This window comes from Pseudomonas sp. IT-P44, assembly GCF_949768225.1.
Taxonomy (GTDB): domain Bacteria; phylum Pseudomonadota; class Gammaproteobacteria; order Pseudomonadales; family Pseudomonadaceae; genus Aquipseudomonas; species Aquipseudomonas migulae.
The window spans coordinates 117,981-134,944 of the sequence record NZ_CATKQM010000011.1; the positions used below are offsets into that span (position 1 = coordinate 117,981).

19 protein-coding genes are annotated in these 16,964 nt (G+C 60.8%); 8 read left to right on the forward strand and 11 right to left on the reverse strand.

What is annotated here, in order from left to right; genetic code table 11:
* Positions 1-33 precede the first annotated feature (33 nt).
* Together ACM6IO_RS06445 and ACM6IO_RS06450 are read left to right on the forward strand one after the other, a co-directional pair.
* Positions 34-1,218, forward strand: coding sequence for a colicin E3/pyocin S6 family cytotoxin (locus ACM6IO_RS06445; RefSeq protein WP_414911174.1), 1,185 nt, complete (start codon positions 34-36; stop codon positions 1,216-1,218).
* Positions 1,215-1,445 (forward strand): hypothetical protein, encoded by a 231-nt coding sequence (locus ACM6IO_RS06450; protein WP_414911175.1) that lies wholly within the window; start codon positions 1,215-1,217, stop codon positions 1,443-1,445. The genes ACM6IO_RS06445 and ACM6IO_RS06450 overlap by 4 nt, the downstream gene beginning before the upstream one ends.
* A 501-nt stretch (positions 1,446-1,946) precedes the next feature.
* On the opposite strand, the gene ACM6IO_RS06455 is transcribed toward ACM6IO_RS06450, so the two are convergent.
* Positions 1,947-2,411, reverse strand: coding sequence for a glycine zipper 2TM domain-containing protein (locus ACM6IO_RS06455; protein WP_008040841.1), 465 nt, complete (start codon positions 2,409-2,411; stop codon positions 1,947-1,949).
* Positions 2,412-2,579: 168 nt separating this feature from the next.
* Between ACM6IO_RS06455 and ACM6IO_RS06460 the strand changes: the two genes are divergently transcribed.
* Complete coding sequence (locus ACM6IO_RS06460; RefSeq protein WP_008040840.1) at positions 2,580-2,816, forward strand: hypothetical protein; 237 nt, start codon at positions 2,580-2,582, stop codon at positions 2,814-2,816.
* Between the two features lie 5 nt (positions 2,817-2,821).
* Here the strand turns inward: ACM6IO_RS06460 and pdxH are convergent, their stop codons facing one another.
* The 5 genes from pdxH to dinG all read right to left on the reverse strand — a co-directional run bounded on the left by pdxH (position 2,822) and on the right by dinG (position 10,723).
* On the reverse strand, positions 2,822-3,469 hold the full coding sequence (gene pdxH, locus ACM6IO_RS06465) for a pyridoxamine 5'-phosphate oxidase (RefSeq protein ID WP_192228636.1): 648 nt from the start codon (positions 3,467-3,469) through the stop codon (positions 2,822-2,824).
* 24 nt (positions 3,470-3,493) lie between these two features.
* The gene (locus tag ACM6IO_RS06470; RefSeq protein ID WP_414911176.1) at positions 3,494-4,483 is read right to left on the reverse strand and encodes an OmpA family protein; all 990 of its coding nucleotides are present in this window, start codon (positions 4,481-4,483) and stop codon (positions 3,494-3,496) included.
* A 114-nt stretch (positions 4,484-4,597) separates the two neighbouring features.
* Positions 4,598-5,743: an EstA family serine hydrolase gene (locus ACM6IO_RS06475; RefSeq protein WP_008031660.1), complete on the reverse strand. Its 1,146-nt coding sequence runs from the start codon at positions 5,741-5,743 to the stop codon at positions 4,598-4,600.
* A 229-nt stretch (positions 5,744-5,972) separates the two neighbouring features.
* Complete coding sequence (locus ACM6IO_RS06480) at positions 5,973-8,483, reverse strand: beta-agarase (protein WP_414911177.1); 2,511 nt, start codon at positions 8,481-8,483, stop codon at positions 5,973-5,975.
* Between the two features lie 95 nt (positions 8,484-8,578).
* The gene (gene dinG / locus ACM6IO_RS06485) at positions 8,579-10,723 is read right to left on the reverse strand and encodes an ATP-dependent DNA helicase DinG (RefSeq protein ID WP_008031664.1); all 2,145 of its coding nucleotides are present in this window, start codon (positions 10,721-10,723) and stop codon (positions 8,579-8,581) included.
* Positions 10,724-10,822: 99 nt separating this feature from the next.
* Between dinG and ACM6IO_RS06490 the strand changes: the two genes are divergently transcribed.
* Positions 10,823-11,287 carry a CopD family protein gene (locus ACM6IO_RS06490; RefSeq protein ID WP_008031665.1) on the forward strand — a complete coding sequence of 155 codons (465 nt, stop codon included), beginning with the start codon at positions 10,823-10,825 and terminating at the stop codon, positions 11,285-11,287.
* 130 nt (positions 11,288-11,417) lie between these two features.
* Here the strand turns inward: ACM6IO_RS06490 and ACM6IO_RS06495 are convergent, their stop codons facing one another.
* The 4 genes from ACM6IO_RS06495 to ACM6IO_RS06510 all read right to left on the reverse strand — a co-directional run bounded on the left by ACM6IO_RS06495 (position 11,418) and on the right by ACM6IO_RS06510 (position 14,100).
* Complete coding sequence (locus ACM6IO_RS06495; protein ID WP_008040834.1) at positions 11,418-12,176, reverse strand: collagen-like protein; 759 nt, start codon at positions 12,174-12,176, stop codon at positions 11,418-11,420.
* Positions 12,169-12,447, reverse strand: coding sequence for a DUF1145 domain-containing protein (locus tag ACM6IO_RS06500; RefSeq protein ID WP_008031667.1), 279 nt, complete (start codon positions 12,445-12,447; stop codon positions 12,169-12,171). The genes ACM6IO_RS06495 and ACM6IO_RS06500 overlap by 8 nt, the downstream gene beginning before the upstream one ends.
* 148 nt (positions 12,448-12,595) lie before the next feature.
* The gene (locus ACM6IO_RS06505) at positions 12,596-13,315 is read right to left on the reverse strand and encodes an OmpA family protein (protein ID WP_008040833.1); all 720 of its coding nucleotides are present in this window, start codon (positions 13,313-13,315) and stop codon (positions 12,596-12,598) included.
* Positions 13,316-13,404: 89 nt separating this feature from the next.
* Positions 13,405-14,100, reverse strand: coding sequence for an OmpA family protein (locus tag ACM6IO_RS06510; RefSeq protein ID WP_008040832.1), 696 nt, complete (start codon positions 14,098-14,100; stop codon positions 13,405-13,407).
* Positions 14,101-14,289: 189 nt separating this feature from the next.
* Between ACM6IO_RS06510 and ACM6IO_RS06515 the strand changes: the two genes are divergently transcribed.
* Genes ACM6IO_RS06515 through ACM6IO_RS06530 form a run of 4 tightly spaced genes read left to right on the forward strand, consistent with a single transcriptional unit; the run spans position 14,290 to position 16,016 of the window.
* Positions 14,290-14,787: a DUF6231 family protein gene (locus tag ACM6IO_RS06515; protein ID WP_008031670.1), complete on the forward strand. Its 498-nt coding sequence runs from the start codon at positions 14,290-14,292 to the stop codon at positions 14,785-14,787.
* 4 nt (positions 14,788-14,791) lie between these two features.
* Positions 14,792-15,268, forward strand: coding sequence for a YchJ family protein (locus tag ACM6IO_RS06520; RefSeq protein WP_008040831.1), 477 nt, complete (start codon positions 14,792-14,794; stop codon positions 15,266-15,268).
* A 47-nt stretch (positions 15,269-15,315) separates the two neighbouring features.
* Positions 15,316-15,810 (forward strand): LEA type 2 family protein, encoded by a 495-nt coding sequence (locus tag ACM6IO_RS06525; RefSeq protein ID WP_008040830.1) that lies wholly within the window; start codon positions 15,316-15,318, stop codon positions 15,808-15,810.
* A complete protein-coding gene (locus ACM6IO_RS06530; RefSeq protein ID WP_007906737.1) occupies positions 15,807-16,016 on the forward strand; it encodes an SEC-C metal-binding domain-containing protein in 210 nt (69 codons plus the stop codon). Before ACM6IO_RS06525 ends, ACM6IO_RS06530 begins: the two co-directional genes overlap by 4 nt.
* A gap of 186 nt (positions 16,017-16,202) precedes the next feature.
* Here the strand turns inward: ACM6IO_RS06530 and ACM6IO_RS06535 are convergent, their stop codons facing one another.
* Positions 16,203-16,760 (reverse strand): cysteine hydrolase family protein, encoded by a 558-nt coding sequence (locus ACM6IO_RS06535; RefSeq protein WP_414911178.1) that lies wholly within the window; start codon positions 16,758-16,760, stop codon positions 16,203-16,205.
* Positions 16,761-16,964: the final 204 nt, after the last annotated feature.

Below are 16,964 nucleotides of genomic sequence, written 5' to 3' on the forward strand. Positions count from 1 at the left end.
AGGGTTGTCGACGTACGAACGCGAGGAACATCAGTGGCTGGCAAGGACATTCCCCGGGTTCCAAACCCACCATCGGGTGACGGACATCACGTCACTTACCGCTACATGACGGCCACCGAGCTGGCAGCGCGGGACGCCAGGCAAAACGCTTACGACGCCATGCTTGCAAGACAGCAAGCCTTTGAAGAAAGCCTTCAAGTCACGGCGAAAAAGGATGACGTTGCCCGTGCGGGATGTGTTTTCGCCAAGTCCTGCAAACTGCCGGACGCCATCATCGATTACTCCAATCCCTCAGGTATGGTGCCCACCGACAGCCTGAAGGATTACGGTGAACTGATCCTGCTCGGCACCCGTGAGGCCGATGAAAGCGGCGGCATCGCACTCAAAAAAATCAGTGGTACCGCCATCCCGGCGGGTTTCGGCAGCTTTGCCCTGAGTGGCTCGGCGTTCGCCGTATTACCCGCCGTCGCCGCCAGCAGTGCTGCGGCTACCCTGGCCGCGCTGGTGGCCCTGATCATGCCGACGAGCCTTGGCGACAGCTCGCTCTACACCGAAGATCAACTGCGCACCCTCAAACAGGCCCGCACTCGGGTTCGCCTGCGGATCGAGCAACAGGCTGATGGCAGTCTCAAGGGCTACGGTTTCTACACCGGCAAGAATCGTGACTGGGAGATGGTGGATGTCGTGCAATTTACGTTGCGCGGCAATCAGCAGATAGCCGATCTAGGCGACGGCGTCGAACTGATCTGGACTCCAGCTGTGGACGGTTCCGACATTCTCGGGATTCCAGCGCTGGAGGCCGCGCCACAAGCACCGCACATCTGGGTTTACCCGCCGACGAAACAGGCTGACAGCATCATCGTCGATCCGGTGCATCCGCCTGATTACAAGGATTTCATTCTTGTTTTTCCGGTGGGGTCGGGGGTACAGCCGGTTTACATTGTTTATAGCGTTCCTGGTGATCACAAATTCCACCCTGCTCCCGACTCACTCGCAGCATTCCCCGATCTAAAATCTGCGCCATCGAAAACTTATGTAAGAGGGGGCGGCGGCAAACGCCGACGGTGGAAGGATAGCTCCGGGAGAATTTATGAATGGGACTCTCAGCACGGCAAGGTCGAGTTGTACACCAAACAAGGCAAGCACCTAGGGGAATATGACCCGCTGACCGGAGAGCAAACAAAGCCTGCCGACCCAAAAAGGAGCGTAGAAAAATGAGACATGTCCTGGAAATCTTCGAAAAACAGACCGAAGAGTTACTTCACAGTGTGGAAATACCCGCCAATCGCAGCGAAGAACTAAGACAGCTGATGAACTGGCGCAAACCCGAGGAAGGGTTCGACTGCTATGACCTGTCTCCAGAACAGGTGGAAACACTACAAAACTGGACCGGTACGAACCTGGACAACAGGAATCACATCGTTCAATTGGTGTGCCTCGAATAGCATCATTTACCGCTTAGAGGCCTTCGAAAACAACACAGAATTGGCGTCTGTTCAGACAATAACCATGTCGACTGACCCACCGCTATCGCCGGCAAGCCAGCTCCTACAGGGAAATGCGTACGATCAAAGAGACAGGTCGGCTTTCAGGCCGCCTCGGCTGCTGTGGCGGTGGTCGCCCCCTCGAGAGGCCGAGTGGAGGTTCTGCGCAGTGGGCAACCCGGCAAGGATGCCGGGTTAGCCGCCCCCGGCCATGGATGGCCGATGGCGGCGGGCCCACGGAGCAGGACCGGAGCGAGGGCATGGCGAGCATTAGCGAGCCACCGAACGAAAGGGGCAAAAGCGCTTGGTTACTTGGCGCTTCTCCAAGTGACTCGCCGTAAGGGCGAAACCAATGGAAGCCGTTACCGCAGAAACGGATATCCCCCCAATCCAAACCCCCTCCTCAAAAAAAACCCCAACCAGCTCACGCTGATCGGGGTTTTCTTTTACCCGCGTTCCCGCTTAGTGCGTAACGCGGCTCGTACCATCTACAGTAGCAATCCGCACCCGCTCACCCACACGGAACACTTCATTCTCCTGAACCTGCTGCACATAGGCACGCATGCTGCCGTCGTCTTCACGAACGGTGATTTCAACACCCTGGGTGCGGGTCAGGCCTTCTTCAGTGGCCGAGCCGATCAGCCCGCCAGCCACGGCGCCGATAACTGCAGCAACGATGCTGCCTTTACCACCGCCGATGCTGCTGCCACCAACACCACCGACCGCCGCGCCGGCGAGGCCGCCGATCGGGGTCTTGGTGCCTTCGATTTTCACCGGACGCAGGGATTCGATGGTGCCCATGCGAACGGTCTGCACACGACGCGCTTCGTCACGGGAGTAGGAGTCACCGGTCAGGCTCGATTGGCAGCCAGTGAGCAACATCGCCATCGTGGAAAAGGAAGCAACAAGCAGAACAGACTTACGCATGGCATCACCTCCAAAGGACATGTAACCATTAAACTCCGCAGCTTGACGCGTGTCACGACGTCGCCCCGATAACATTGGTTTGATTCAGGCCCGGTACAGGGACCTCCACGAACTCATCAAACATTAGCGGCAAATGACGAGATCTGCGCCGCTGCCCCAAGGATTTTCATGGATTACTTCATCATTGTCGTCACCACTGTCGCCGGCCTGTACTTCCATGGGTGGTTGTACGTACGGATAAAACGCTGGATGGACCGCGATATGGCGCTAGCCCTGGCGGGGAGCGATGAGCAGAAAAGAGCCTACATGCTCCAGCAACTGGCGAACGCCCAAGCGCAGAAGATCAAGCGTCGGGACCTGCCTCAGTGGCTGGAGGCCGCTGCGGCAGGTTATCCCGGTCGGTAGACTGCTCAGGGCGCCAGACGTTCAAGAATCCAGTCGGCGCCTTGCAAACGATAGTTGAGGCGATCGTGCAGGCGGCTCGAACGGCCCTGCCAGAATTCGATGCGCTCAGGCAGCAGACGATAACCGCCCCAGTGCTCAGGGCAATGAGGCTGCGTATCGCTGAAACGTTGCTCGGTATTCTTGAGCAACGCTTCCAGTTCGGCACGATCGGCGATCACGCGGCTTTGCGGTGAAGCCCAGGCACCAAGGCGACTGCCCAGCGGCCGGACCTGGAAGTAGGCATCGGATTCCTCAGGCGTGACCTTCACCACCCGACCTTCTACACGAACCTGACGCTCGAGGGCCGGCCAGAAAAACGTCATGGCCGCGAACGGGTTCGCGGCCAGATGCTGGCCCTTGGCGCTGTCGTAGTTGGTGAAGAAGGTGAAGCCCTGCGCGTCCAGGCCTTTGAGCAGCAAAATGCGGCAATGCGGCCGACCGTCCTGGTCGACGGTGGCCAGGGTCATGGCGTTGGCTTCCACCGGCGGCTGCTCGGTTTTCACCGCGTCGGCAAACCACTGATGGAACAGCGCGAACGGCTCGGCCGGGGCTTGTGCCTCGGTCAGGCCGTCTCGGGTGTAGTCGCGACGCATATCAGCCAGGCCCTGGGTCATGGCGCATTCCTTTTGGTTAACGAATCACTTTTTCACAGGATCGGCGACAACGACTTTTTTGTCAGCTGTCGCGGCTTTGGCCGGCGTGGTCTTTTTGGCCGGCGTCGCGGTTTTAGCCGGAGCCTTCTTGGCGGCGGCTTTCTTGGCCGGCGCTTTTTTCGTGGCAGGTACAGCGGCTTTCTTCGCGGCCGGTGCCGGGGTGACCGGCTTGGCCACTGGCTTGACGTCCTGGGCAGCGACCAGTTTCACCGGTGCAGGAGCTGGCATGTTGTACTTGCTCAGCAGCGCGACCATGGTGTTTTGCGGAGTCACCAGCAGTTCGACGCGACGGTTCAAGGCACGGCCTTCAACGCTGTCGTTGGCCGCTCGCGGGGCTTCGCCGCCCATGCCGCGCAGCATCAGGCGATCACGCTGCAGACCGCTGAGGCGGAAAATCGCCGCCACGGCTTGTGCGCGTTCCTGGCTCAGTTTCACGTTGGCCGGTGCGGCGCCCGAGGTGTCGCTGTGACCCAATACCAGCACGGCGGTCTTGGGATCGACTTCAAGGATTTTCGCCACGCGAGTGAACGGGCCGAGAGTCACCGGCAGCAACATGGCCGGACGGTCCGGGTTGAACGAACCTTCTACTGGCGCAGTGACCACCAGCACGTTTTCACGGCGCTCGAGTTGCAGGTTGCTGTCCTTGATCGCGGTGCGCAGGCGCGGTTCGTAATCGTCGAGCCAGGCCTGAGTGACTTTAGGGTCAGGCATCGGCACGACTTTGGCCGTGCTCTGCTCTTTGCCGCCGAACGGCCACCACCATTTACCACCGGTGTCGGCTTCAGCCTTGGCAGCCGGGGCCACCTCGGCAGGCTTCACAGGTGCCGGCGCGGGAGCCGGCTCTTTCGCCGCGACTTTGTCGGAGGAACCGAACGGCCACCAGCTGCTGCCATCCGAATCATTTTTTGGTGTCTGCGCACAACCGGTAACAGCGACACACAGGGCCAAAGCGAGGGTGGTTTTATTGAGTGACATTGGAAATCCACAAAAAAGAAGTCATAAAAATTCAGGCCGGCATGACCCGGATAAACAGACGGTTGGAAAACATAAAGGCCTTCGGGTTCCGGCCCTGGAACCCTTCAGCGCGTTTTACAGACAAGTGGCCAGTACCCGCGCGAGCTTTTGCGCGCGCGGATCCATCAAGACGTAAGGCCCCAGTGTATTTGTCACAAAACCGAAGGCGACATCGTATTCAGGGTCAGCAAAACCGATGGAGCCGCCAGCGCCCGGGTGACCGAACGCACGTGGGCCGAGGCCGTAGGTGGCGTTCGGGACATCCGGTTGATCGAGCATGCAACCCAGGCCGAAACGGGTCCGGGTCAGTAAAGTCTTGTCTTCGCCGAGGCTGTGTTCGCGGGTCAGCTCATCGAGCATCTCGCTTTCCAGCAGGCTGCCGTCTAGCAGCCCGGCGTAGAACCCGGCCAGGCTGCGGGCATTGCCGTGTCCGTTGGCCGCCGGTTGTTGCATGCGCCGCCATTCCGGTTTGTTGGTGCTGGTCAGGACCGACGGCGGGTTAGTAAAGGCCCGCGTGGTCATGGCCGTCGGTTCGCGCATCGTCACTTGCAGCAGGCGCTGGGCCGCGGCATCGCCGACGTTGCCCTTGCCACGGGCGATGTGCGCCACGCGATGGAATTCTTCATCCGCCAGACCCACATGAAAATCCAGGCCCAACGGTTTGGCCACGCGGGCCACAATGGACTCGCCCGGCCCACGGCCATCGGCACGGCGCAGCAACTCGCCAACCAGCCAGCCATAGGTGATCGCGGCATAACCGTGAGCGGTGCCCGGCGTCCACCAAGGCGATTCGGCGGCCAGCGCATCGACCATGGTTTGCCAGTCGTAAAGCGCTTCCGGGGCCAGCAACTCGCGCAACGCCGGCAAACCAGCCTGATGGCAGAGCAGTTGACGCAGGGTGACGGATTCCTTGCCGGCGGCAGCGAATTCGGGCCAATAGCGGGCAACCGGGGCATCCAGTTGCAGCTTGCCTTCGGCGACCAGTTGCAGGGCGGTGACGGCGGTGAAGGTCTTGGTGCAGGAAAACAGGTTGGCGATAGTGTCGCTGTGCCAGGCCTCATGGCCATCCTTGTCGGCGGTGCCGGACCAGAGGTCGAGAACGGTTTCGCCGCCAACCTGGATGCACAGCGCTGCGCCACGCTCCTGAGGATCGTCGAACAACGCCGCGAACGCTTCGCGAACCGCTTCGAACTTAAGCTCGTAATGACCCTGAATCTGCACCCGCTACTCCCTCGGACAAACGTTCTACAAAGTGGCCGGCATTGTTCCAGCCATTGATGGTTTTGGGAACAGGGTTGGGCCGGGCGGTCGGATTGCCGATCTATTGGATCTGGAATTCATGGTGTTTTTGAGGACGCCTTCGCGGGCAAGCCTCGCTCCTACAGGAGCACCACCGAACCTGTAGGAGCGAGGCTTGCCCGCGAAGAACGATAACGCGGTAGATCAGGCCTTAATGACCATTCCCCGAATGCCCACCCGCCTGCCCGGCGCCCTTCCCCGGGCCCTTGCCGGCTTCAGCTTTTCGCCCGCCTTCGGCATCGTGGCTGGCTTTATCCGCTTCAGCCTTGGCCTTCTCGGCCTCTTTGCCCAACTGATCAACGGCCGCCAGGTTGCTCTTGCGCACGCTGTCGACGAAGCCCTGAAACGGCAGATCGGTAATGCCGACCAAACCAAAGTGCCCGTTTTCACCGTCCAGCAGACGACCGGTCACCGGTTGATCGAGATATTGGAACCAGTGCACGCCGACAATCGATGGCTCGCTCAGTGCCTGTTTCAGGAAGTTGGCGTAAGCCGGGCCACGATCCTCTTCCTTCGCCAGTTGCGTCACGCCGCCCCAGAACGGGCCGCGATCGGCCGAGCCGAAGTTGAATTCGGTGATCAGCACCGGTTTGTCCAGGCTGCGCAATTTGGCGAAGTCGTAGCCGTCCTGCGGTTGCAGGGTGTACATGTTGAAGCTCAGCACGTCGCAATACTGCGCACAGGATTCCACGGCTTCCGGGGTGCTGATGGCGAAGCGGCCGCCCAGCAGCAGCTGATTCGGTGCGTGCCACTTGAGCGAGTCGGAAATGGTTTTGAAGTACGTGTCAGCGAAGACCTTCTGGAAGTATTTGAAGTCGGCTTCGATTTCCGGGTACTCGGCGCTCGGCAGCGGCGGCACGAAGCCCGGGTCTTCCATCAATTCCCAGGCCGGCAAGTCGATGCCCCAGGCTTTGGACAGGCCTGCCTGATTGCGGTACTTGTCGCGCAATTGCTTGAGGAACGCGCGCTTGGCCGGCACGTCAGTGGTCATTTTCAAGGTGCCGTAGGCCAGCGCGTAGCGGGCTTTCGGGTCGTCACCGGGACCGGCCCAGGCCAGTTCGTTGTCGGCGAAGTAACCGATCAGCCAAGGGTCGTCGCGATGATCGCGGGCGGCGATGGCCACGGCGCGTTCGGTGGCCATGGCGAAACGCGGGTCGAACGGGTCAGGCATGCCGCCCCACCAGTCGGTGCCGGTGCTGATGCTGGCGTAATCGCCGACGATCGACAGCGGCAAGGTGTAGGGCACGCGGTCCGCGTTGCCCAGCTCCGGGGCGCTCCAGTTGCCGATGGTGTTGAAGCCCCAGGCTTGCAGGCGATCCAGGGTGTGGCTGGCCCAGCGTTGTTCATCAATCACTGCGGTGCAAGGTTCGGCGGGTTTCTGCTCGACCGCTTTCGCGACGGTCGCGTCCTCTGCGCCGGCCTTGGCGGCTTCGGCAACACCGGCTTCGGCCGTGGAAGGAACGACGGGTTGTTCAGCGGTCTTCTCGACCGTCGCCTCAACCGCGTCGGCCTTGGCCGCTTCGGCGACACCGGCCTTGGTGTCGCTGCCCGGTGTGCAAGGGGCGCCATACAGGCGCTGCAGGTTCGCGCCATAGAAATCGTACCAGCGCCCGGCGTTGTAGCCACGGCCCTGATCGACGCCATTGCCACCCCGGTTGTCGCCTTCGCCAAAGTGACTGGCCAGCGGTTCCTCGGGTTTAGGCAGCGATTCGAACATCCACTCGCGACCGGCGATGTAAGTCTGGTTGACGTCCGGGGTCACGGTGTTGACCCCGAGCGAATAAAAAGGATGGCCTTCCGGGGTCACCAGATACCAGCGACCGTCACGTTTCTCGCTGCGGAAAAAACCGCTGGCCTTGAACGTCGGGCCTTTTATCCAGCCACCGAACTTGTCCAGCGACGACTTCTCGCGCTCGGCCAGCCAGGTTTTGGTTTGTTGCTGTTCCTTGGCGGCGGCGCTTTTCAGTTGCTCGTCGCTGCCGACCTTCTCCGGCCACTTGGTCCGGGTCGACTGACCGAAAGCGTCCACCAGGCCGCCATAAACGGCTTGGGTGACCGCCTCGCCTTCCTGCACGCCAAAGCGTTCCAGCAGGATACTTTGCGCGACTTTCGGCTGATCCATCGACAACGTCACCGACACCACCTGGCTGCGATCCAGCTCACCGGCGCTGCTGGCCAACAGGATGCGTTGACCGTCGACAGTCATCGGCATCGGCGGACCGGCCTTCATGCCCAGGCTCAGCGGCGAGCTCGGCTGCAACGGCACCAGCAGCGTCTGCGCAGGGCCGGCCGGCAGATCGACGCGGCTGATCAGCGTCTTGCCGTCGTTGCTCTGGATTTTCACGTAAAGGGTCACGGCCCAGTTCATTGCGCTTTGAATACGCAGGCTCATCACGCCGGACTGCGACCAGTCCCAGGCCCCGGTTTGCGGGGTCAGGCGCAGGGTTGGCTGGGCCACCGGGTTGAACGTCACCCGGCGCAGCACTTCGCCTTCGGCCGTTTGCTCTGCATTGGATTGCGGCAGGCTGGCGTCCTGAGTCGCCACCTGGACCACGTCGGCGGGGCGCACAAAGTTGAACAGCGTCTGCTGGCCTGCGGGAGCGGCGAGCAAAGGCGTGGTGAACAACAAGGCAAAAACAGCAGGCAACGAACGGCGAATCATGAGAACGAAAATCTCCCTAACGACCAACAATGGCCAGTGGAAAAGCGATGGCAGAGAGATAGACAACGCGGCGGGCAGATTTGCCCACCGTCGTATCAGGAAATTTCTCGACGGAATGGCGGTAACGCATTGAGGATCGCTTTGCCGTAACGCTGGGTGACCAGGCGTCGGTCGAGCAAGGTGATGGTGCCGCGGTCCTCTTCGGTTCGCAGCAAGCGACCGCAGGCCTGGACCAGTTTCAGCGAGGCGTCCGGCACGGAGATTTCCATGAACGGATTGCCGCCCCGCGCTTCGATCCACTCGGCCAGTGCCGCTTCGACCGGATCATCGGGCACCGAGAATGGAATCTTCGCGATCACCACGTGCTCGCAGTACGCACCGGGCAAGTCGACCCCTTCGGCGAAACTCGCCAGGCCGAACAGCACGCTGGAATCGCCGCCATCGACGCGCGCCTTGTGCTTGTTCAGGGTTTCCTGTTTCGACAGGTTGCCTTGAATGAACACTTGCTTGCGCCAGTCGCGGTCGAGACCGTCGAACACGTCCTGCATCTGTTTACGCGAGGAGAACAGCACCAGCGTGCCGCGCGAACCTTCGACCAGTTGCGGCAGGTCACGAATGATCGCCGCAGTGTGGGCCGCTGCATCACGTGGATCGGCTTTCAGGTCCGGCACCCGCAGTACGCCGGCGTCGGCGTGATGGAACGGGCTCGGGACCACGGCGGTCACGGCTTTTTTCGGCAGCCCGGCACGCATGCGGAAGCGGTCGAAGGTGCCGAGTGCGGTCAGGGTCGCCGAAGTCACCAGCGCGCCGTAAGCCACGTTCCACAGGTTGCGCCGGAGCATTTCCGCCGCGAGGATCGGGCTGGCGTTGACTTCGATGTCGAACAGCGAGCCGCTTTCGGCCAGGGTCAGCCAGCGCGCCATGGGCGGGTTGTCTTCCGGGTCTTCGGCGGTGAATGCGACCCACAACTCCCAGTTGCCCGAAGAGCGCGACAACAGGCTGCCGAACAGCGGATACCACTCTTCGGCCTGGTTGCTGGCGATGCCGATGTTGACCTCGCCGTCCATGCCTTCCTTGAGCAACTCGGTGAGTCGGGTGAACAGGTCGGTGAGGCGGGCAAAACCCTTTTTCAGCTCGATGCCCATTTCGCGCATGTGCTCGGGAATCACCCCGCCGACGAAGCGGTGACGTGGCCGTTCGCGACCTTCGACGTCTTCGCCGGGTTTGAAATCGGCAGCCTGTTCGCAGGCGGTAAACATGAATTGCTGCTGGGTCTTGATCTCACGGGCCAGTTCCGGCACCTGCTCGATCAACTTGCCCAGGTCGCCCGGCAGCGGATGCTGGGCGAGCAGTTTGGTGAGGTTCTTGGCGGTGGTTTCCAGCCAGTCGGCGGTGGAGCGCAGGCGCGTGTAATGGGCGAAGTGGCCGATGGCCTTGTCCGGCAGGTGATGGCCTTCGTCGAACACGTAGATGGTGTCGCGCGGATCGGGCAAAACGGCGCCGCCGCCAAGGGCCAGGTCCGCCAGGACCATGTCGTGGTTGGTGACGATCACGTCCACCTTGCCCATGCCTTCGCGGGCCTTGTAGAAGGCGCACTGGCCGAAGTTCGGGCAATGGCGGTTGGTGCACTGGCTGTGATCGGTGGTCAGGCGCGCCCAATCGGCGTCTTCCAGGGCGGTGGACCAACTGTCGCGGTCGCCGTCCCACTTATTGCCGGCGAGCTTCTCGATCATGCTGGTGAACAGCTTCTGACTGGCCTCATCGACCTCGATCTTGAAGCCTTCTTCTTCGAACAACTGCGCGGTAGCGGTTTGTGCGTGACCTTCCTGCAGCAACATGTCGAGCTTGGACAGGCACATGTAGCGCCCCCGGCCCTTGGCCAGGGCAAAGCTGAAATTCAGCCCGCTGTTGCGCATCAGGTCGGGCAGATCCTTGTAGACGATCTGTTCTTGCAGGGCCACGGTGGCCGTGGCGATCACCAGGCGTTTACCGGCGGCTTTCGCGGTCGGGATCGCCGCCAGGCTGTAGGCCACGGTCTTGCCGGTACCGGTGCCGGCTTCCACCGCGACAATCGCGGGGTCGCCACTGCGCCGGCCTTCGTCGTCGGTGTCGATGTCACCGAGGACCTTGGCAATTTCAGCGATCATCAGGCGTTGGCCGTAGCGCGGCTTGAGGCTCTTGGCTTCGAGAAAACGCGAGTAGGCGCCCTGGATCGTGGTTTTGAGTTCAGTGCTGATCATGGATTGTCGGGCGCAAAAAACGCTGGATAAATTTTCAGTGGTTCGGTTCGGCGGCTATCATACCGCGCTAATTAATCCCGCGCAGAACGGAGTACCCCAATGACACCTTTTGGCATCGTTTACACCCTGCATGTCCTGTCCGCCCTGGTGTGGGTCGGCGGCATGTTTTTCGCCTGGATGGTCTTGCGTCCGGCCGCGATGAAGGCGCTGGAAGGCCCGGCCCGGTTGAAGCTGTGGGTAGAAGTGTTTCAAGGTTTTTTCCGCTGGGTCTGGATCGCGGTGGTGCTGTTGCCGGTCAGCGGTGTCGGCATGATTCATTTGCAGTACAGCGGTTTCGAGGCCGCGCCGCGTTATGTGCAGGTGATGATGGGCTTGTTCGTGGTGATGACCGCGCTGTTTATCCGGATTCAGGCGTTGCTGTTGCCGGAATTGCGCACGGCGGTGACGGCGCAGGATTGGCCGACGGGGGCTGCGGTACTGGGGAGGATTCGCCGGTTGGTGGGGATTAATTTGATTGTGGGGTTGGTGTTGGTGGCGATCGCCTCGGCGCGGCCGATGTTCTAAAAGCTTCGCGGGCAAGCCTCGCTCCTACAGGATTTGCGTCGTTCAAGACATTTGTGAACGACGCAAATCCTGTAGGAGCGAGGCTTGCCCGCGAAGACGATGGATCAGACAACGAAGATTTCCGAGTCAACTATAACCGCTGAACCGTCACCGAACCCGCCGCACCCGCAGGCCCCGGCTGGCCGTCAACGCCTGGCTTGCCGCTCTTGCCGCCATCGGCCTTGTAGACGAAGCACCCCTTGGCCTTGCCACCCGCCCCCGGCTTACCGCCAGGACCGGCCAGACCACCCGCGCCGCCGGCAACCTGAACCTTGATCTGCTCCGCCGGATAATCACGCGGCACTTCCAGCCTGACCAGCGCACCCGGCGCACCCGGCTGACCGTCGCTGCCATCGCTGCCATCGGCCCCGCGACCGGCCTGGCCCCAGGTGCAGCCAGGTGCCTGACCGTTGGCGCCGTCGAGGCCGACAAACCCCGGTGCACCTGCGCCGCCGCGAGCGTCAACCACCAACTGCGGTGCATTCAGTGCCTTGATCTGCACATTCAGATTGCGTCCCGAGCGGGCCGCCTTGAGGTAAGTACCCGGTGCACCGCGAGCGGTAATCTGGCTGCCTTCGGACAATTGGGCACGGCTGACTTTCAACTCCAGCGCCGTTTCGCCGGGCACGATGGCGATCCGCGCTTCACGCCCCAGGCGCAATTCGCCGACGCTGACTTCGGTCACGTTCGAGGGAATCAGCAACGTGCCGTAATCGGCCACTTCCAGGCGTTCCAGCTGCAAGGTGCTGGCGGTATTGGGCAAGCGCATCAGCGAGTTGGTTTCGACGCTGACCACCTGGGCGCAGGCGAATGGGCTGACGAGTGCGGCGAGCAGACAGAGTTTACGCATGGGAAGCCTTCGGTACGGCAGGAGCCGGAATGGTTTGCAGGTGGAAAACACCGAAAAAGACAATCTTCAAGCGATCACGCCAAGGGTGGGCGCGGCCTCTGAGACTGCGGAAACAGAACACCGCCTCAAGAAGATGAAGGAACGCCAGCAGGCCGCCGGCCAGATTGACCAACAGGTGCAGCGGATTGACAAAGGGCATCAGCAGATTGACCAACACCACCAGCCAGAACAGCAGGGTCAACAGCTTACCCAGCCCCCAAAACACCTTCATACGCCCCCCCGTTGAGAATTATTCTTTGCACGCACAGTAACGGCTTCCACGCGGGATAAGCCAGAGGGCAACGGAAAATTCTTCATGAAGGCCGCCGAATGGCCGTCGGCGCCACTGCAATCATTGGCCGACGGCTCTATCACGGGGCTCAGCGATTGATGTGCAATTCCACGCGACGGTTTTTCGCGCGACCTTCCTCTGTTTCGTTATCGGCCACCGGCGCGCTTTCGCCCCGGCCTTCGCTGGTGAGTTTGTCCGGCGCCAGGCCCATGCCCAGCAAGTAAGCGGCTACGCTGCTGGCGCGTCGCTCCGAGAGTGCCTGGTTATAGGCGTCGTCACCCACGCTGTCGGTATGGCCGATCACTTTGATGCTGACCACATCGGCGCTTTGCAGTTTGGGTATGAACGAGTCCAGCTGACTTTGCGCCGAGGGTGTCAGGTCGGATTTGTTGAACGCGAACAACACATCGCCCGCATCGCTCAGGGTGATGACTTCAGATTGTGCAGGTTCAGCGGGATTCACACTGGCCGGGTATTGCGGCAGCGGACAACCATGATGTTCGACCGGAGTATTGGCCGGCGTATCCGGGCAGCGATCGCGTCGATCGAAGACACCATCGCCATCTTCGTCGCCATCCTGCGCGTAGCAGATCAGGCCACCGGTCAAGATACCAAGCGCCGCTCCGCCGGCCGCCCAACCGCCACTTTCGATAGCGCCCAGGCCACCACCGACCAGGCCACCGATAACGCTGCAGATCGGCCAGGTACGTTGATTGAGGGGGGCAGTGCCATCGCTGTGAGTAGCGCAACCGGTCAACAGGCTGCCAAGCAGCACAACCGGCCAGACGGTCCGTGTGAGAAGGCTCATGGTGAAAGCTCCTGTGTTACCGGCCGACGCCGGTTACACAGGAGTAAAGACCCGCATCCGTGACTGCACAAGCCACGGATGCGAGGGATCTAGCGTTGGATTTTGATTTCGGTGCGACGGTTCTGTGCACGGCCGTCGGCGGTTTTGTTATCGGCCACCGGCTGACTTTCACCGGCACCGGAAACAGACACGAAGTTGCTGCGCGGCACGCCTTCCTGGATGAGGTACTCAACCACCGAGTGAGCGCGTTTATCCGACAGTTTCTGGTTGTAGCTATCACTGCCCACGCTGTCGGTATGGCCAGTAACGGTCAACTGAGCAGTAGGGGCTTCGGCTTTCAAACGAGTGGCGATCTTATCGAGCACCTGTTTGTCAGAAGGGGTGAGTGTGGCTTTGTCGAACTGGAAGTGAACATCCCGGATGACGATGGTTTCTTCCTTGACCACAACCGCCTCTTCAACCACTGGCGCAGGGACTGGTGGTGGGCAACCGTCGGCATCGACCTTCACGCCTCTAGGCGTACCCGGGCACTTGTCGCGGCTGTCCGGCACGCCATCGCCGTCTTCGTCGCCATCACCGTGAACCCAGCAATAGGCAGCGGCCGTACCGCCAACCAGCAGAGCGCCGTACCCTGCCCATGCCGAGCTCTCGGTCGCGCCGAGACCCGCACCGATTACACCGCCGACTGCCGCACAGGTCGGCCAGTCGGTTTTCTGCAAACCTGCGCAACCAGTCAACACACTGGTTAGCAGAACCAAGGGTAATGCTGTCCGAACTATGCTCATCTAGTTTTCTCCTGAGGGATCGGCTTAGAACCGATTCAGGTAGTAAAGACCCGAGCTTTAATCTCCGCCAGCAATAGGCCATTGCAGTTTTATCCAGTGTTCACGGCTGATCGACACTTTTAGCGCGACGGCGCTCTATATCTGGACCTTCGGGCAGGCTAGTCTTGGCGCTCTGATTGAGGAACTTCGATGATTTCAGGTATTTCTTCGCGCACGCCCCAGCAGGCGCTGGCCGCTTTGCTGGATCGTTATGCCCCCCTCCGCCTGTTGCTGATCGGCGCGAGCGAATTCCCCGCGCTGGAAGCATTCAAGCTGGCGCACCCGGACACCTGCGTCGCCCACGCGGCGCCCGGACCGTTGCCGGCCGAACTGGCGGCGCGCCGTTTTGATCTGGCGCTGGTGGTCGATTGCCTCGAACACTTGCCCAAACGCGATGGCCTGAATTTGCTCGGCGGCATCCGCAACCTCAATGCCAGTCGCATTGCGGTGCTGGCGGATTTGCCGGCCAGTGGCTGGCAGGAGACAGATTTTTTCTCCCTGGCCCTGCAAGCCAGCGAACGCTTCCAGCGCGACGAACAAGTACTGACCTTGTTCACCTACGATCTGCTTGACTACAAACAAGTCCCCGACTGGCTCAACTCACGGTTCTGGGCCAATCCGGAAAACTTCGGGAAATACTGGTGGTAACGCAATGAGTACATCCATTTGCCCTTGCGGCAGCGGCACCCTGCTGGACGCCTGCTGCGGTCACTACCATGCCGGGCATCCGGCGCCTTGTGCCGAAGCGTTGATGCGTTCGCGCTACAGCGCTTACGTGTTGGGCCTGATCGATTACCTGGTAGCGACCACCCTGCCCGCGCAGCAGTCCGGCCTCGATCGTCAGTCCATCAGCGACTGGAGCGCGCAAAGCACCTGGCTCGGCCTGGAGGTGGAAAGCTCCGAGGTGTTCGGCGGTCAACCGGAACACGCGTTCGTGACCTTTACCGCACGTTGGCACGATGGCAGCGGCGAACACAGCCACCGCGAGCGCTCGTCGTTCGTGCAGAACGCCGGCCACTGGTATTTCATCGACCCCACTGTGCCACTCAAGGCCGGACGCAACGATGCCTGCCCATGTGCCAGCGGGCAGAAATTCAAGAAGTGTTGTGCGGGGTATTTCGCCAGTTGAGGTGATTCGTGAAGGGCTAGACTGGGGATCAAGGGAGAAACACAACCATGATCAGCCGACGTCGCGTCCTGCACACGCTCACCCTGCTCCTGTTTCTCGGACTCGGCGGCTGTGCGTCCTGGTTCAGCGACGATGAACCGGAACCTGAAGTGCATCTGGTCAAGGTCGAAGTGGTCCGGGCGAAACTGATGGAGCAACGCTTCCTGTTGTTCTTTCGCGTCGACAACCCGCGCGACAGCGACCTGACGGTACGCGGCCTCGAATACCGGATTCACCTGGGCGATATGTTGCTGACCGAAGGCGAGCACGAACACTGGTTTACGGTCGGCCCCAAGCACAGCGCGTATTTCAAAGTGCCGATCCGCACCAACCTGTGGCCCAAGGTGCGGGATCTGGTGAAACTGTTGAAAAAACCCGAGCAACCTATCCCCTATCGCCTGGAAGGTGAGCTGGAAACCGGTGTGTTCATCGCGCACTACGTGCACCTGGCGCGCAAAGGCGTGATAATCCCCGCCGATTTAATTCCGGAGCACACCCGATGACCCAGCAACCCCACGTCCATGGCCCTGACTGCAACCACGATCATGACCATCACGACCACCATGATCACGACCATGGCCATGTCCACGGCCCGAACTGCGGCCACGCTCACCAGGAGCCGGTGCGCAACGCCCTGAAGGACGTCGGCCGCAACGACCCTTGCCCGTGCGGCAACGGCAAGAAATTCAAGAAGTGCCACGGCGCTTGATGCTTCGGGCGATAATTTTCATCGCCTGTTGAATCGCTTCGCCGGCAAGCCGGTCTCGCTCCCACACTGGATTCGTGAATGACACAATCCCCTGTAGGAGCGAGGCTTGCCCGCGAAAGAGGCACCGTGATTATTCAGGCAAACCGCGTCATCTTCTTCGCGGGCAAGCCTCGCTCCTACAGTCATTCAGTCGGTCATCAGGATCAGCGCACTGCTGACGACCGTGGCGTATTCGCCGTGCAGATTGCCTAGCGACATCGCATGCACCTCTTCAGCTGAATGCGCATTGCCGAAATAATCCGCTTTGTCGAACGTGAAGCACGCATCCTCCGCTACCCATGCATCAAACCCCAGGTTACCGGCCGTTCGCGCCGTGGACTCCACCGAGTTGTGGGTCGCGACGCCCACGATGACCAACTGATTGATCCCCGCCTCGCGCAAACTTGCCTCCAGCGCCGTCGCACAAAACGCATCCGGCACCTGTTTCTGAATCAGTTGCTCGCCGGCCAATGGCTGGAACCGCTCTTGAAACTCCACGCCCGATTGCTGCGGCCAGAACACTGAGTCCGGTGAACGGGACAGGTGCTGTACGTGGATCACCGGCCGCCCGGTTCGCCGCCATAGCCCCAGCAAATCCAGGATCCGCGCCTCGGCCTGAGGATTATTTCGCCGGCCAAGCCTTGGCTCCAAAATGCCTTTTTGTTGATCGATGATGATCAGTGCTGCGTTGGTCTTGAGCTCCATGCTGACTTTTCTCACGCGAGGTTATTGAGTTTCACGCACTTGAGCATCACCGCCTCCTACAGGCAAGTCCTCGATCGCAAACGGGACGATCTGATGTTCGCGGTTGCTGTCTGAACTTCACGATGCCGCAACGAATACAGCAAGGTGAATTCGCCTAGGCTTGAAAGTGATCGATTGTGTATATCCGGTTCTTCGGTAACGGCT